This is a genomic window from uncultured Acetobacteroides sp. (assembly GCF_963667355.2).
GTDB lineage: Bacteria > Bacteroidota > Bacteroidia > Bacteroidales > ZOR0009 > Acetobacteroides.
In genome coordinates, this window is record NZ_OY763328.2 from 2,713,334 (window position 1) to 2,728,630 (window position 15,297).

General features: G+C 46.7%; 14 protein-coding genes. 12 read left to right on the plus strand and 2 right to left on the minus strand.

The annotated features are described in order from the left end of the window. Window positions 1–541: 541 nt before the first annotated feature. The 3 genes from ACHZA1_RS11245 to ACHZA1_RS11255 all read left to right on the plus strand — a co-directional run bounded on the left by ACHZA1_RS11245 (window position 542) and on the right by ACHZA1_RS11255 (window position 2,859). Window positions 542–1,261: a DUF6261 family protein gene (locus ACHZA1_RS11245; protein ID WP_320051980.1), complete on the plus strand. Its 720-nt coding sequence runs from the start codon at window positions 542–544 to the stop codon at window positions 1,259–1,261. 232 nt (window positions 1,262–1,493) lie between these two features. Next, a complete protein-coding gene (locus ACHZA1_RS11250) occupies window positions 1,494–2,246 on the plus strand; it encodes a thioredoxin family protein (RefSeq protein WP_320051981.1) in 753 nt (250 codons plus the stop codon). Beyond that, complete coding sequence (locus ACHZA1_RS11255; RefSeq protein ID WP_320051982.1) at window positions 2,173–2,859, plus strand: hypothetical protein; 687 nt, start codon at window positions 2,173–2,175, stop codon at window positions 2,857–2,859. The genes ACHZA1_RS11250 and ACHZA1_RS11255 overlap by 74 nt, the downstream gene beginning before the upstream one ends. Before the next feature lie 117 nt (window positions 2,860–2,976). Here ACHZA1_RS11255 and ACHZA1_RS11260 read toward each other — a convergent pair whose 3' ends face one another. Both ACHZA1_RS11260 and ACHZA1_RS11265 read right to left on the minus strand, forming a co-directional pair. Next, a complete protein-coding gene (locus tag ACHZA1_RS11260) occupies window positions 2,977–3,918 on the minus strand; it encodes a GNAT family N-acetyltransferase (RefSeq protein WP_320051983.1) in 942 nt (313 codons plus the stop codon). A gap of 24 nt (window positions 3,919–3,942) precedes the next feature. Further along, a complete protein-coding gene (locus tag ACHZA1_RS11265) occupies window positions 3,943–4,776 on the minus strand; it encodes a 1-acyl-sn-glycerol-3-phosphate acyltransferase (RefSeq protein ID WP_320051984.1) in 834 nt (277 codons plus the stop codon). A gap of 224 nt (window positions 4,777–5,000) precedes the next feature. Between ACHZA1_RS11265 and mraZ the strand changes: the two genes are divergently transcribed. From mraZ to murG, 9 genes are read left to right on the plus strand one after another with little or no spacing between them, the layout of a single operon-like run. Continuing rightward, window positions 5,001–5,459: a division/cell wall cluster transcriptional repressor MraZ gene (mraZ, locus tag ACHZA1_RS11270; RefSeq protein ID WP_320051985.1), complete on the plus strand. Its 459-nt coding sequence runs from the start codon at window positions 5,001–5,003 to the stop codon at window positions 5,457–5,459. Further along, window positions 5,456–6,355, plus strand: coding sequence for a 16S rRNA (cytosine(1402)-N(4))-methyltransferase RsmH (gene rsmH / locus ACHZA1_RS11275; RefSeq protein WP_320051986.1), 900 nt, complete (start codon window positions 5,456–5,458; stop codon window positions 6,353–6,355). Before mraZ ends, rsmH begins: the two co-directional genes overlap by 4 nt. A 1-nt stretch (window position 6,356) precedes the next feature. Then, a complete protein-coding gene (locus ACHZA1_RS11280; protein WP_320051987.1) occupies window positions 6,357–6,761 on the plus strand; it encodes an FtsL-like putative cell division protein in 405 nt (134 codons plus the stop codon). A gap of 11 nt (window positions 6,762–6,772) precedes the next feature. Then, complete coding sequence (locus ACHZA1_RS11285) at window positions 6,773–8,890, plus strand: penicillin-binding protein (protein WP_320051988.1); 2,118 nt, start codon at window positions 6,773–6,775, stop codon at window positions 8,888–8,890. A 6-nt stretch (window positions 8,891–8,896) separates the two neighbouring features. Beyond that, complete coding sequence (locus tag ACHZA1_RS11290; protein WP_320051989.1) at window positions 8,897–10,357, plus strand: UDP-N-acetylmuramoyl-L-alanyl-D-glutamate--2,6-diaminopimelate ligase; 1,461 nt, start codon at window positions 8,897–8,899, stop codon at window positions 10,355–10,357. Window positions 10,358–10,367: 10 nt separating this feature from the next. Further along, window positions 10,368–11,618 carry a phospho-N-acetylmuramoyl-pentapeptide-transferase gene (mraY, locus tag ACHZA1_RS11295; RefSeq protein ID WP_320051990.1) on the plus strand — a complete coding sequence of 417 codons (1,251 nt, stop codon included), beginning with the start codon at window positions 10,368–10,370 and terminating at the stop codon, window positions 11,616–11,618. A gap of 23 nt (window positions 11,619–11,641) precedes the next feature. Next, window positions 11,642–12,988 carry a UDP-N-acetylmuramoyl-L-alanine--D-glutamate ligase gene (murD, locus tag ACHZA1_RS11300; protein ID WP_320051991.1) on the plus strand — a complete coding sequence of 449 codons (1,347 nt, stop codon included), beginning with the start codon at window positions 11,642–11,644 and terminating at the stop codon, window positions 12,986–12,988. 3 nt (window positions 12,989–12,991) lie between these two features. Further along, window positions 12,992–14,206, plus strand: a complete 1,215-nt coding sequence (locus ACHZA1_RS11305) for an FtsW/RodA/SpoVE family cell cycle protein (protein WP_394701029.1) — start codon at window positions 12,992–12,994, stop codon at window positions 14,204–14,206. After that, complete coding sequence (murG, locus tag ACHZA1_RS11310) at window positions 14,199–15,296, plus strand: undecaprenyldiphospho-muramoylpentapeptide beta-N-acetylglucosaminyltransferase (protein WP_320051993.1); 1,098 nt, start codon at window positions 14,199–14,201, stop codon at window positions 15,294–15,296. The genes ACHZA1_RS11305 and murG overlap by 8 nt, the downstream gene beginning before the upstream one ends. Window position 15,297 lies beyond the last annotated feature (1 nt).

Here is a 15,297-nt window from a genome sequence, read left to right on the forward strand (position 1 = left end):
GTATTCTGCTCGATATGTTGATAACTTTTTCGAAAAAACTCAGAAAAATACAGCTAACGAATGCCTAAGGCTGCTAATTTTGATTTCGGCGATCTTTGATAGGCAGGCTGGTTAACGCTCCATTGAGGGAGAATGCCGATAGTTTTGATCCTTTTCTCGGTTTTTTGATTTACCGTCAGGCTGCGGTAACCTCAAAACGCCATTTTGGGCTTCCCGCAGGTTGGAAGTAACCTCAAATTCCCGTTTTGAGTCTCCCGTCGGGCGACGGTAACCCCAAAATTGAAAAATTGGGTTTCCCGTCGGGCGGAAGTTTCTCCATTTTCTCGTTTTGGGTCTCCCGTCGGGTGGAGGTAGCCTCAAAAATCGGGAGTTGAGCTTCCCGTCGGGCGACGGGAAGATGGCATCGATTTTTTTCTGCTGCTGAAGGGCTGGCTTTGTGCCAGCCGTATTTTGGGGGTGGTGTGCGGTTTGGGCTTTAACCATGCGATGAAAGGCTATGAGATTTTCATTTAAAAATAGGTTCTAATTAAAACCAGAAAGTATGGCAAACACAAACAGGATTTCGAAAGTTCCGGTTGCCTCGCTAGGCGGCGTAACCGACAGAGTTATCACAACTGCAAAGGAATCGAAGCTGCCGGAGGTTATTGCCGATTCGGCCTTTACCAACCTCGAGGAGAAATCGAAGCGCTACACCGACGGCCTCAGCAAGCGGCTCCACAGCAAGCTCACCAACGACATGGTGGTCATCGACAAGAAGCGCGACAGCATCAGCCGCCGCATGGACGAGTACGTTTCTTCGCTGCTCGAGTCGCCCATCGAGGCCATGCACGTGCCCGCACGTCGGGTGTACGATATCATCGAGCGCTACCCCAACGTGGAGTCGGAGGCCTACGCCGACGAGAGCAAGCACCTGCGCAAGATGATTGCCGAGCTGCGCGACGCCAGCCTCAAGGACGATATCACGCTGCTCAACCTCAAGCCCTGGATCGATGCCCTCGAGGCCGCCAACGAGGAGTTCGAGGCAAAGATCATCGAGCGCGGCAACGACCTGGTGGCCATCCACGAGGTGCAGTCGGCAACCACCCTTCGCCGCGACCTGGAGAAGGCCCTGCGCGACTACTTCGAGTTCGTTCACGCGCTGGTGGTGATCAAGAAGACGGAGGAGTACAAGACCTTCGAGAAGCAGCTCCTGGAGCGGGTGAATACGGCCATCAGCCCGCTGCTGCGCGACACCCCCGACGACAAGAAGCAGCCTAGCTAGCGACCATTTTTTTTCATTTATATTCGTCTAAGTTTTTGAGTTTAGGGTCCTGCCGCGAGGCGGGGCCTTTTTTGATTTTAAGGACAAGGTGTCGGGACGTTTTAAGCCGTAAGATTTTTTGCGGAGTCCCTTATTTTACGGGCCAATCGTGCCAGTTTGAACGAAAATCGGCTTACTTTGCTGCGGGTGCTTTTGCATCCGACAATGCGATTAATTATTAGAAAAAGAACTTATGAGGAAACATTTGTTAGTTATTCCTGCGCTGCTGCTGGCGGTGGCCGGATTCGCTCAAGGCATCGTTTTTGAGCAGGGAACCTGGAAAGAGGTGCTCGAAAAGGCACAAAAGGCCAACAAACCCATTTTTATTGATGTGTACACCTCGTGGTGTGGCCCCTGCAAGATGATGAGCAAAAATATCTTTCCGCTCGAGGAGGTGGGAAAGGTCTACAACGCCTCCTACATCTGCTACCAGGTAGACGCCGAGAAGGGCGAGGGTGTTGATCTTGCAAAGAAGTATAAGGTTAACAGCTACCCCTCCTTCCTCTACCTTAAACCCGACGGTACGCTATCCTACCGGTTGGTTGGCAGCCGATCTAAGGACGCCTTTATTAAGGAATCGGAGAAGGCGCTGGTAGAGCTCTCCTCCACAAAATCGCTAGCCGATTGGGAGAAGGAGTATGCCCAAAAAAAGGCCGACACAACATTCCTTAGGGCTTACCTGAATAGGCAGATCATGCTTGGCAGCACATCTTCCACCGCCATTTTTGACGACTACCTGAAGGCAATTCCCGAGGATGCGCGTAAATCGGTTGCAGTGCTCTCCGACTACGAAAAGGTTGGCGAATACATGCGGGTGGGCACATTCGCCTACGCGAATCTATTAAAGAACAAGCAGGAGCTCGAAAGTAAGCTTGGCGAAAGAAAAGGATTGGGTAAAGAACCTTATTGGTGGCTCAGTTTTCTACTCTGCAATAGCTGCAAGTAGAGAAAAAAACAAGAAGCTGTTTGATGCTACGGTTGCTGCAAACAACCTGCTCGATAAGGACCTTAGGCCCATGCATTCCGAGCAAATGTACATGAACTACTACAAAAAGACGGGCGAAAAGAAGCTCTACCTTAAGCATGTCTTAACCTATGCCAACACCGATTTGATGAAGGTAACCGACTCAGAAATTGCCGAGCAGACCAGCAAAAAAATCAGCGCTTTTGAGGATGCTATTAAGTCTGGACGTATTGATACCGCGAAAGTCGGGGCCAAGAAGCTAATGAAGTATAGGCAAGAGTTGTCCAACTCGGTAAAGTACAAGCTGGGGATGGACTTAAACAATATTGCCTGGGAGGTATTCGAAACGGTAGCAGACAAGGCTATTCTTGCAGATGCCCTAAAGTGGGTTACTCGTTCGCTAGAGCTTTGTCCAAACGATTCAAAGCCGCTCGATACCTATGCAAATCTTCTTTATAGGTTGGGTAATAAGGAAAAGGCAATTGCCGCCGCCGAGGAAACCTTAAAATACTCCGACAAGGCCAATGTCGAGGGGTATAAGTACAACGAAGAGATCCTTAGAAAAATGAAAGCCAACGAGAAAACATGGAAGTAAGTTGCCTATACAACAAGTAAAGAAGAGGGTGCCCAACATTTAGGCACCCTCTTTCTGTTTGTATGCTTAGCCGAGTGAAGTTCTGCTCTAGTGCTGCCATGTGGCAACACCTTTTTGCTACTTGCGTATCTTTCGGCGGATAAACCGCGGTATAAACGACTTGATGTGGCGCTCCACCTTGCGCAGGTAGATGTCGCCCACGGTAATCAGGATTCCCGTCTCCTCCACCCCGCCAAACTCGTGGTTGATGGCCGTTCCAAACACCTTCATCGAGGGCGAAAGGTTCATGTACGAGTTGATGAGCGGCGGAATGTTCTCGCCCAGCTCGCGGATCTTCTTCTGAAGAATCTTGTAGCCCTCCTCGTAGGGCTTACCGTCGAATAGGGAGTCCAAGATCTCATGGTCCAGCTCCAGCTCCAGCGGTTCGATTGGCGTCACCAGGCTGTCGTTGTCGGGGAAGTACTTCCTCAGGAAGTAGAGGATCGTGTTGCGGGCCTCCACGTTGTACGAGGTGTACATGGTAACCTTGCCGAAGAAGTACTTATGGTCGGGGTGCTCCACCACCAGCGCGCCGAGGCCGTCCCACAGGTTGTCGAGGGCGTAGATGCCCTTGCTGCGCAGGCGGGTGCTCTGGTAGTTGGGCTGCACGAACGAGCGTCCGAGCTCGATCATGTTGCCCAGGTACTCCTTCTGGAACTTCTCCGAGAAGTTGAACAGCTCCGAGGTGGCCAGGTGCTTCACCTCCACGTCGTCGCACACGATGTAGCGGTAGCCGCCCAAGATCTCCTCCTCGCTGGGATCCCAAACGATCAGCTGCTTGTAGGGGTGTACGGGGTCGATGTCGAAGTCGTCGATGTCGATGCTCTTGCCGGTACCGCCGCCAGCCGCACGGAAGGCCAGCTCGCGCAGGCGGCCAATCTCGCGCATGATGTTGGGCGAATCGTGGTGGTCCACGATGTACAGCTTATTCCCGCCGTTGTTGGTGTGGCGGAGAAACTTATCCTTGGTCAACTCTTTTTTGATAAGTTTCTTATCAACCGGTTGAATAATTGGTTCCATGACGATTTAATTAGTGCTCTATAGTTACATGTCTAGCTCTTCGGCTAGCGCGTACGATTGCTTGCGGACAAATTGTACCCACTCGTTTAGGGTACGGCTCTTATCAAAGGTTTGGTAGGGGATTGGCTCCCCAATGATGATGTCGATCTTCCGGTTCTTCTGGCGGAACATCTCATCAACTAGGTAGATGAACTCCAGGTTCACCTTAACCCCCAGCTTCGAGCGAATGTTGGAGAGGTTGTAGAAGAACTCGGAGTTGCGCCCCGAGAAGTACACGGGCACCACATCGCGCTGGTGCTTGATGGCCTTTTGGATGAAGTTCTTGTGCCACTCCAGATCCACAATCTCCCCCTTTACCTTGCGCGAGCAAAGCCCGGCAGGGAAGTAGAGCACCTGCGCATCCGACGCGTATGCCGCCTCGATCTTAGCGGCGTAGTCGGCCGACTGCCTTCCGTGCTTGTTAACGGGGATGAAAAGGGGCTGCAGCTGCTTAACGTTGAGCAGGAGATCGTTCACCACAAACTTGATGTTGTCGTAGTGGCGCCCCATCTCGCTCATCATGATGAGCCCATCCAGCCCTCCTAGCGGGTGGTTCGAGGCAAACAGGTAGCGTCCCTCCAGCTTCAGGTTCTCGACACCGTACACGCGGTAGGTAATCCCCAGGTCCTTGAGCGACGAATTGACAAACTCGAGCCCCTGCTTATGCCCATGCCTACGTAAAATGCCATTTATCTCATCCTGATGAACGATGCGCTTAAGGTAGCTGATGATAAATTTTGGTAGGAACTTTTTTAGCCTTGGATTCTTACTGGCTATGATTTTATCTACGTCTATGTAATAGTCCGTATGGTCTTCCACGGTTAAACTTGTTTTTTTGCTAGATGGCAAATGTAAGAAAAATCTCGATTCAGCGTAAAAATCTGGTTTAAAGTCCCCGTTCTTAACCTCTTTTTGGGGATGTTTTTCCTTGCAAATACTCGCTCTTAACATAAAAGTTATCAACAAGGTGGGAAAAAGTGGGAAAAAGTGGATGCTGTTGCATGAAAATGTAGTAATTTTACCAGTGAAATAATCGCAAATCAATGAACTCTTTTGTAGGAGATTACAGCTGCAAGCTTGACGACAAGGGGCGCGTGCTCTTTCCTGCTGCATTTCGCAAGCAGTGGAAAGGCTCGCTCGACCGCGTTATCCTGAAGAAGGATATCTTCGAGGATTGCCTTGTGCTGTACCCTATGGAGGAGTGGGAGCGTCAGCTGGCGCTTATTCGTAAAAAGATTAATCCTTACGTCAAGGAGCAAAACCAGTTCTTGAGGGAGTTTTACAAGTCGGCTGCCGAGGTAGAACTCGATTCCAACGGGCGAATGCTAATTCCCAAAAGGCTTGTCGAAATGGCAGGGCTGGTGAAGGAACTGGTGTTTATTGGCATTGGCGATAAGATAGAGATCTGGGATAAGGACAAGTATCAAACCACCAATATGTCTCAGGAGATGCTTGCGGCTAGTGCCGAAAAGTTTCTTGGGGGCGAAATCGATGAGCTATGAGCGAATACCATGTGCCTGTAATGCTTCAGGAGAGTGTAGAAGGGCTAAATATTAACCCCAACGGGGTGTACGTTGACGTAACCTTTGGGGGAGGTGGCCATTCGCGCTATATTCTGGAGCAGCTCGAGGGTGGCAAACTAATAGCCTTCGATCAGGATTTGGAGGCGCAGGCAAACATCCCTGCAAACGATAAGCTGATATTCGTGCATGGCAACTTCCGCTACCTGCGCAGCTTCCTTCGTTTTAATGGCTACGAGCAGGTCGACGGTATTCTTGCCGACCTTGGCGTATCGTCGCACCACTTCGATGACGAGCAGCGCGGTTTCTCGTTTCGCTTCGAGGGTCCGCTCGATATGCGCATGAATACGCTATCGAAGGTTGATGCTGCTCACGTGGTAAACACCTACGACCCTTCGAAGATGATGGAGATACTTCGCATTTACGGAGAGGTGGATAATCCAAAGGTGCTAGTTAGAGCTATCATCAAAAAGAGGGAGGAGAAACCTATAGAAACGGTGCAGGAGTTGGTGGAGGCGCTTCAACCGCATATTCCTGCAAACGCGCAGCATAAGTTCTTGGCAAAGGTGTTTCAGGCGCTTCGTATTGAGGTAAACCGCGAGATGGAGGCGCTAAAGCAGATGCTGGAGCAGTCCCTTAAGGTGCTTAAGCCTGGTGGACGCCTTAGCGTGATAACCTACCACTCTTTGGAGGATCGATTGGTTAAGAACTTTATGAAGAGCGGGAACTTTGAAGGTAAAGTGGAAAAGGATTTCTACGGAAATGCTATTGCACCATTTACGCTAGTAAGCAGGAAGGCTATTGCGCCAAGCGCAAAGGAGCTGGAGGAGAACAACCGTTCGCGTAGCGCAAAGCTGCGGATTGCAGAAAAGAGATAGTATGGAAGATATTTTAGATAAGGTTGACGGCAAAAAGGAGGAGGCTCCCGAGTTTACCGATATCAAGCAGCCTAAAAAGGGGGCATCAAAGCGGATGAACCCGGTTAAGGATGTGATGTCGGGGAACGTGCTCGTGCGCGGCTATCTTGTAAAGCACGTACCTTATATAATACTGCTCGTTGTTTTGGCAATCCTATATATTACTAATAGGTATAAAAACGAAAAGATTGCCATAGAGGAGCAGCAACTCAAGGAGGAGATGAAGAATCTCCGTTCTGAGTCGATAACCACCGCTGCCGAGCTGATGCGCATAAGCCGTCAGTCGGAGGTGGTAAACCTTGTTAAAGAACGTGGAATGGAACTTGAAGAGTCGACCACTCCGCCAAAAATTATAGAAAATAAGTAAGTAGGTATAGGATGTCGGTTAAGAAAGACATAATGTGGAGGATAGGTATTGTTTACCTTGGGCTCCTACTGCTTGGGTTGATAATTCTTGGACAAGCCATTAAGCTTCAGTTTTTCCAAGGATCCAAGTGGAGGGAAGAGGCAAACGAGGTTACCTATAAGCGAATCAGCATCGAATCAAGCCGGGGCGATATCCTTGCTGTCGATGGTAGGATTCTTGCTACCTCAATACCCTACTACGAAGTGCGCATGGACCTTAACGCAAAGGGGCTGGTCGATTCTGTCTTTAATTCGAAGGTAGACTCGCTATCTCGATGCCTGTCTAATCTTTTCAAGGATAAATCGGCGGTTGCCTATAGAAATGAGTTGGAAAAGGCTCGAAGAGAGGGTAAACGGTACTATGCGGTTGTACCTCGAAGAGTAAACTACCTTGAGATGAAGCAGATTAAGGCGTTTCCTCTTTTCAGTCTTGGAAAGAATAAAAGCGGTTTAATACTGATAGAGGTTGGTAGGCGCCTTAAGCCTAATGGTGTACTTGCTGCCCGTACCATTGGCGCAATCAATGCCGAAGGTTATGGTGTTGGTGTCGAATATTCTTTCGATAAAGATTTGAAGGGTACCGAAGGAGTTGCCATGGCTCAGCGTGTAGCCGGTAGCACATGGATTCCGCTAAGCGGTGAAGTTGAGGTTGAACCTAAGGATGGCCTCGATGTTGTTTCTACCCTTGATATTAACCTGCAAGATGTGGCACAGAGTGCGCTCTACCGCTCGTTGGAGGAGAATGCAGCCGACCATGGTACTGCCGTTTTGATGGAGGTGGCTACTGGTGAAATTCGCGCAATTGCAAACCTAAAGCGTAATCCTGATGGCAGCTACTCCGAGAACTATAACTACGCTGTGGGCGAATCTGTAGAACCAGGATCTACCTTTAAAATACCTTCGCTGGTTTGTATGCTCGAGGATGGGCTTATTTCGCTCGACGAGAAGGTGGATACGGAGGAAGGTGAGATTTTTATCCATAATAAGTCGATAAAGGATTCAAAGCACGAAGGAGGTCATGGCGTAATTACTGCTCAGCGAGTATTTGAGGTATCATCAAACGTTGGCGTGGTTAAACTTATAAACAAGAGTTATAAGGGACGTGAGGCTGCCTTTATCGATCGTCTATACAGCATGAAACTAGACGAAAAGGTTGGCTTCGATATAAAGGGTGAAGTGAAGCCAAGCATAAAATACCCTACAGACAGATACTGGTCTGGTGTGTCGCTTTCAATGATGTCCATGGGCTACGAGGTGAAGCTAACTCCGTTACAGATGCTTACTTTTTATAATGCAATTGCCAATAACGGAAAGATGGTACGTCCTAAGCTGGTAAAGGAGTTAAGATTGCATGGTAATGTGGTGAGATCGTTCCCTCCTGAAGTTGTTGTGCCATCTATAGCATCGAAGAATACGCTCGATAAGGTGCGTAGGGTGTTGCAAGGAGTTGTCGATTCGGGAACTGCGACTAACCTTCGTAATCCAAACTTTAAGATAGCAGGCAAAACGGGTACCGCCCAAATTGCTCAAGGTTCGCGCGGGTATGGCTCCGAGGGACGGAGGGTTTACCAAGCTTCGTTTGTAGGATACTTTCCAGCAAACAACCCAAAGTATAGCTGTATTGTGGTGATTAACTCCCCTTCAAAGGGTGCCTACTATGCAGCTCTAGTTGCTGGTCCTGTGTTCAAAGAGATTGCCGATAGGGTGTATTCCACCAGTTTAACTTGGCATAAACCTTTAGAACCTAATGGCAAATTTGTAGATTTGCCCCATTCAAAATCGGGCGATATAAAGAGCCTAACTACTGTTCTCGACGGTCTTAAAATACCCTACCGATTAAAGCAGGAGCAGAATAATGGATATGTTGCCATAGACAGTTCAAGTGCCGAACTCTTACTATCGAAGCGAAATATTGCAAAAAATATAATGCCAGATGTTGCCAACATGGGCATTAAGGATGCCTTATTTCTACTCGAGAATGCAGGGCTTAAGGTTGCATTTAAGGGGAAGGGACATGTTAAGAAGCAGTCGATTGCTGCTGGCGAGAAGATATCCCGAGGTCAGAAAGTTTATTTAGAAATGTCAATGTAGGATGCTATGCATAATTTAGAGCACATTCTTAGTGGTGTAGAGATAGTTCAGGTTATCGGGAGCAAGGCTCTTGATGTTCCATGTGTTGGATTCGATTCTCGAAATGTTGTTTCAGGGCAGCTCTTCATTGCTATTAGCGGAACGCAAGTTGATGGACACAAGTATATCCCTGATGCAATTGCAAAGGGGGCAAAAATTATTGTCTGCGAAAAGCAGCCAGAGGTACAGCCCGAAGGCGTAACATTTGTGCTTGTTGCCGATTCGCTGGTTGCATGCGGTCGTATCGCTGCCAACTTTTACGGCAATCCATCAAAGAATTTAAAGTTGGTAGGTATAACCGGAACCAATGGTAAAACAACCACGGTAACGCTCCTTTACAGAATGTTCCGCGAGTTGGGCTATAAGGTGGGACTTCTTTCTACTGTAGTAAATTATATTGATGACAAAAGGGTTGATGCAACTCATACAACCCCCGATGCTGTAGAGTTGAATGGACTTCTTAACCAAATGGTAGATGCAGGCTGCGAGTACTGCTTTATGGAGGTCAGTTCGCATTCTATTTCGCAACATCGCATAGAGGGGCTACATTTCGAGGGTGGTATCTTTTCGAACATTACCCACGATCACCTCGACTATCACAAAACGTTTGATGCTTACATCAAAGCAAAGAAGGCATTCTTTGATAATTTGCCTAAGGCATCGTTTGCCCTTACCAACGTAGACGATAAAAACGGTATGGTGATGGTGCAAAACTGTAATGCAAACATTAAAACATACGGGCTAAAGAGTCCTGCCGATTATAAAAGCAAGATTATTGAAAGCCATTTTGATGGAATGCAGCTCAACATCAATGGTAACGATGTTTGGACTCGTTTTCTTGGTGAGTTTAATGGTTACAATCTTACGGCTGTATATGCCACATCAATTCTTCTTGGTGCCGATAAGGATGAGGTTCTTCGAATCCTTAGCCTTCTTGGACCTGTAAGTGGTCGTTTCGAGTATGTTAAGTCGAAAACTGGTGTTACAGCAATTGTAGATTACGCTCACACGCCTGATGCGCTAGATAACGTTATCGCTACTATCAATAAGATGCGCAAGGAAGATCAGCGTCTTTTCGTGGTGATTGGAGCCGGCGGTAATCGTGATAAAACTAAGCGTCCAATCATGGCATCAGTTGCGGTAAACAATGCCGACTTTGTGGTCCTTACTTCTGATAATCCACGCAACGAAGATCCAAACGATATACTTAATGATATGCGCCAAGGCATTAAGCCCGATCAAATGGGCAAGGTGTTAACCATTGTAGATCGTAAGGAGGGCATTAAGACTGCCAGCTTGCTTGCCAAGCCAAACGATATTATTCTTGTGGCAGGTAAAGGTCACGAAGATTACCAAGAAATAAAAGGTGTTAAGCACCATTTTGATGATAAGGAAGTGCTTAGAGAAGTTTTTGAATCACTGCAATAAATAAAACGATATGCTCTACTATCTGTTTAACTATTTGGAAGAACTAAATTTCCCCGGTGCGAGGATGTTTCACTATATCTCGTTTCGTGCATCGTTGGCAATTATTCTTTCGCTTACCATTGGGCTGATTTTTGGTAAAAAGATAATAAGGATGCTTCAACGCCAGCAAATTGGCGAGGAGATCCGCGACCTTGGCTTGGAAGGTCAAATGCAAAAGCGTGGTACTCCTACCATGGGAGGTGTCATCATTTTGACATCTATTGTTATTCCTGTTTTGCTTTTAGGCGATCTAAAGAACGTTTATGTACAGTTGATGCTTGTTACCACTATTTGGTTGGGCGGTATTGGGATGCTCGATGACTATATAAAGGTATTCAAGAAGAACAAGGAAGGACTATCTGGTAAGTCTAAAATTCTGGGTCAGGTTGGTATTGGGCTTATTGTTGGTATTACCCTTTGGATAAACGACGATGTGGTGATACGCGAAAAAGTTCCAAGTGATGCAATCAATGCACAGGTTACCATGGTTGGGAATGCGGGCAATGCGAACGAAAAGGTTGTTTACCTTTCTCCAGCCGAGAAGGCGACCAAAACAACTATACCGTTTGTAAAGAATAATGAGTTTGACTACTCGAAGTTGGTCCCATTTAAAACCGAAAATAGGCAGATGTGGGGGTGGATTGTCTTTGTGCTGGCAACCATTCTTATTGTTACAGCTGTATCGAACGGATCAAATCTTACCGATGGTCTCGATGGCTTGGCGACAAGTGTCTCGGTGGTTATAGGTACAACGTTGGGAGTACTGGCATACCTTTCGGGGAACGTTATTTATGCCGATTATCTGCACATCATGTACATCCCGAATACTGGTGAGATGGTAATCTTTATTGCCGCATTTATTGGTGCACTTATAGGGTTTCTTTGGTATAATACCTATCCCGCACAGGTATTCATGGGTGATACAGGCAGTTTAGCCATTGGAGGTATCATTGCCGTGTTTGCTATTATCATTCGTAAGGAACTGCTCATCCCAATCCTCTGCGGAATTTTCTTTGTAGAGAGTCTTTCGGTGATGATTCAGGTTTCGTACTTCAAGTACACGAAAAAGAAATACGGCGAGGGTCGCCGCATCTTCCTAATGTCGCCCTTGCACCATCACTACCAGAAGAAGGGGTATCCTGAACCAAAAATTGTGATGCGTTTTACTATTGTAGCAATAATGCTGGCTGTGATTACTATTGTAACGCTTAAGATTAGGTAGTAGGGGATTTAAGATTAACTAGTATGGAAAATGGGAGAATTGTAGTATTAGGTGGTGGTGAGAGCGGCGTAGGTGCTGCAGTACTTGCCAAGGAGAAAGGGTTCGACGTATTCCTTTCCGACTTAGGTGCGCTAAAGGATACGTACAAGGAGACGCTAACGAAATTCAATATCCCTTTTGAAGAGAAACAGCATACCGAGGAGTTAATCCTTAATGCAGCAGAGATTATTAAAAGTCCCGGTATCCCCGAAAAAGCACCGTTGGTGAAAAAAATCAGGGAAAGGGGAATAAAAATTATCTCGGAGATAGAGTTTGCAGGCCGCTATAGTAATGCAAAGATGATTTGCATTACTGGTAGTAACGGTAAAACTACTACGACATCGCTCATCTACCATATGCTTAAGAAGGCTGGTCTAAATGTAGGATTGGGTGGTAATATTGGCAAAAGCTTCGCCTATCAGGTGGCGTCCGAAAATTACGACTACTACGTCTTGGAGTTAAGCAGTTTCCAACTCGATGGCATGTACGACTTCAAGGCTGATATCGCTGTATTGCTGAATATCACTCCAGACCATCTCGATCGCTACGAGTATAAGATGCAGAACTACGTTGATTCGAAGTTCCGTATCACCCAAAACCTGAAAGAAAACGATTGCTTTATCTTCTGTTCTGATGATGAGGTAACGATGGAGAATGTCGAAAAGATAGTGCTTCGTGCGAAGTTGCTTCCTTTCTCACAGGAGTTTGAAGTGGAAGAAGGGGCATATTTGGATGGAGAAACGCTTACCGTTAAGTGTGCGGGTCTTGAGTTCGAGATGCCAGTAGACGAACTATCGCTAAAGGGTAAACATAACGTGTACAACTCGATGGCTGCTGCCATTACAGGTACTGTATTAGAACTTCGCAACGATGTAATTCGCAAGTCGCTTAGCGATTTTCAGGGGGTTGAGCACCGTCTTGAGCCTGTGGTTAAGGTGCGTGGAATTACCTTTATCAACGATTCTAAGGCTACCAACATTAATTCCACCTGGTATGCTCTCGAAAGCATGAAGGGACGCCAGAATGTTATTTGGATTGTTGGCGGAGTTGATAAGGGCAACGACTACTCGACCTTGGCAAGTTTGGTAAACGAAAAGGTTAAGGCTATAGTTTGTCTTGGTGTGGATAACGCTAAGATTCATGAAGCCTTTAAGGATATGATTCCTATCATTATCGATACCCAATCTGCCGAAGATGCAGTTATGGAATCCTACAAACTAGGAGTTGAAGGTGATGTGGTGCTGCTTTCGCCAGCATGTGCCAGTTTCGACCTGTTCGAGAACTACGAGGATAGAGGACGCAAGTTTAAAAACGCAGTTAGAAACCTATAGACGATGAATCGCCTGCTTAAACATTTTAAGGGAGACCCTGTAATTTGGGCTATGTTAACGGTACTTGCAGTAGTATCCATTCTGGTGGTATACTCGGCAACCGGTACGCTGGCATACTCAAAGTATCATGGCGAAACTTTTCGTTTTCTTCTTAAGCAGCTGTTTTTCGTGTTTTCAGGTATTGCTATTGCCTACGTTGTGCATCTTCTCGACTTGAGGTTCTACCAAAAACTTTCCAAGTTGCTGGTTTGGTTTAGCATTCCATTGCTGTTGGTTACTATGGCTATGGGGTCTAATCTTAATGATGCAGCGCGTTGGATATCTATTGGAGGGATTACTTTCCAGAGTTCTGACTTTGCTAAGGTTGCGCTGATTATGTATGTGGCACACATGTTGGCGGCGCATCAGAATGATATTAAGGAGTGGACGGTTTACCTGAAGATTATTGCCGTTGTGGGCGTTATATGCCTTATTATTTTGCCAAATAACTTCTCTACCGCTGCCATGCTTGGAATGGTTTGCGTGATTTTGATGTTTATTGGGCGTGTGAGTACTAAGCATATCCTACTAACGGGCGTTGGTGCGGTGGTATTATTTGTAGTATTTGTGCTAATAGCTCAGGCAACTGGTATTCAGAAGCACCGTATTGCTACCTGGGAGAAGCGCTACCACACGTTTGTGGGCGATGGAAAGACGAAAAAGCCTACAAAGGATGACACCTTTCAGGCAGATCAGTCGAAGATTGCAGTGGCAACAGGTGGCGTATTTGGAAAAGGTCCGGGTAACAGCACACAGCGTAACTATCTGCCACACCCTTATTCCGACTTTATTTTTGCCATCATCATAGAGGAATATGGACTTATTGGTGGCTTTGTAATTCTAATGATATACCTAGCGCTTTTGTATAGAGCTGGGATTATTGTCAAAAAAACGGATAAAACATTCCCCGCGTTTCTGACGATGGGGCTTATACTGTTGCTTGTTATTCAGGCAATGATAAATATGGGAGTAGCCGTTGGGGTATTCCCAGTAACGGGGCAAACCCTACCTTTTGTAAGTATGGGTGGTAGCTCTATTTGGATGACGGGCGCTGTCTTTGGACTTATTCAAAGCGCAACCCGAAAGATTGTAGATATAAAACCTGCAGAGAAAGAAAAAGTGGAACAATCGGACGCTAAGCCCGAAAAAGAGCCAGAGGAGGAATTGGTAAATGAGTAGAAGAATTATTATATCGGGTGGAGGTACTGGTGGGCATATCTATCCAGCTATATCAATAGCCAACGCGTTAAAGCTTATCGATCCAACCATCGAGATACTTTTTGTAGGTGCTCAGGGTAGAATGGAGATGGAGAAGGTACCTGCTGCAGGTTACGAGATTGTAGGGCTCCCAATTGCAGGAATCCAGCGTAGCCTAACGCTAAAGAATCTCTCGGTTCCCTTTAAGCTTATGAAGAGCTTAAGTGAGGCTGGTCGCGTGATTGATGAATTTAAGCCAGATGCTGTAGTTGGGGTTGGCGGATATGCCAGCGGTCCAGTGCTCTATATGGCAAACCGCAAGGATATACCAACGCTTATCCAGGAGCAAAACTCATACGCTGGTGTAACCAATAAGATTCTATCTAAAAAGGCAAAGCGTATTTGTACTGCCTACGATGGAATGGAGAGATTTTTCCCAGCACAGTCTATTATAAAAACGGGGAATCCAGTTCGTCAGGATTTGGTGAATTTGGAGGAGAAGCGTGCTGAGGCATACACCTTCTTTGGCTTAGATCCAAATAAGAAAACGGTGTTGGTTCTTGGCGGTAGCCTTGGTGCTCGTACCATCAACCGGACAATTGCTGCTCGGTTAGATGAGATTAAGGAGCAGGATTTCCAGCTGCTATGGCAAACTGGAAAATTCTACATTGGCGAATCTAAGAAGGCTGTAGAGGAGTCGGGAGCAACCAACGTAAAGGTTATGGACTTTATCTACAAGATGGATCTTGCCTTTGCAGTTGTCGATGTGGTTGTATCGCGTGCTGGAGCAGGAACAATATCGGAGCTTTGCCTTGTGTCAAAACCTTGCATCTTGGTTCCATCACCAAACGTGTCGGAAGATCATCAAACCAAAAATGCGATGGCACTTGTAAATGTAGATGCAGCGCTGCTGGTTACCGATGCCTACTGCAACGAGCGTTTGATGAAGGAGGTGGTAGCACTGGTCAGTAATCCCGAAAAGTGCGAAGAACTTTCTAAAAACATAGCCAAGTTGGGTATTGCCAACTCGGCAGAACGCATTGCTAACGAAATTTTGAAGCTAATAGAATAGT

Excerpts from the sequence above, each read along its gene's own strand:
- ACHZA1_RS11250 (WP_320051981.1), top strand. The coding sequence starts at position 1,494 with ATGAGGAAACATTTGTTAGTTATTCCTGCGCTGCTGCTGGCGGTGGCC.
- ACHZA1_RS11290 (WP_320051989.1), top strand. The coding sequence starts at position 8,897 with ATGCATAATTTAGAGCACATTCTTAGTGGTGTAGAGATAGTTCAGGTT.
- ACHZA1_RS11245 (WP_320051980.1), top strand. The coding sequence starts at position 542 with ATGGCAAACACAAACAGGATTTCGAAAGTTCCGGTTGCCTCGCTAGGC.
- ACHZA1_RS11280 (WP_320051987.1), top strand. The coding sequence starts at position 6,357 with ATGGAAGATATTTTAGATAAGGTTGACGGCAAAAAGGAGGAGGCTCCC.
- ACHZA1_RS11260 (WP_320051983.1), bottom strand. The coding sequence starts at position 3,918 with ATGGAACCAATTATTCAACCGGTTGATAAGAAACTTATCAAAAAAGAG.
- rsmH (WP_320051986.1), top strand. The coding sequence starts at position 5,456 with ATGAGCGAATACCATGTGCCTGTAATGCTTCAGGAGAGTGTAGAAGGG.
- mraY (WP_320051990.1), top strand. The coding sequence starts at position 10,368 with ATGCTCTACTATCTGTTTAACTATTTGGAAGAACTAAATTTCCCCGGT.
- ACHZA1_RS11305 (WP_394701029.1), top strand. The coding sequence starts at position 12,992 with ATGAATCGCCTGCTTAAACATTTTAAGGGAGACCCTGTAATTTGGGCT.
- murG (WP_320051993.1), top strand. The coding sequence starts at position 14,199 with ATGAGTAGAAGAATTATTATATCGGGTGGAGGTACTGGTGGGCATATC.
- ACHZA1_RS11285 (WP_320051988.1), top strand. The coding sequence starts at position 6,773 with ATGTCGGTTAAGAAAGACATAATGTGGAGGATAGGTATTGTTTACCTT.
- mraZ (WP_320051985.1), top strand. The coding sequence starts at position 5,001 with ATGAACTCTTTTGTAGGAGATTACAGCTGCAAGCTTGACGACAAGGGG.
- murD (WP_320051991.1), top strand. The coding sequence starts at position 11,642 with ATGGAAAATGGGAGAATTGTAGTATTAGGTGGTGGTGAGAGCGGCGTA.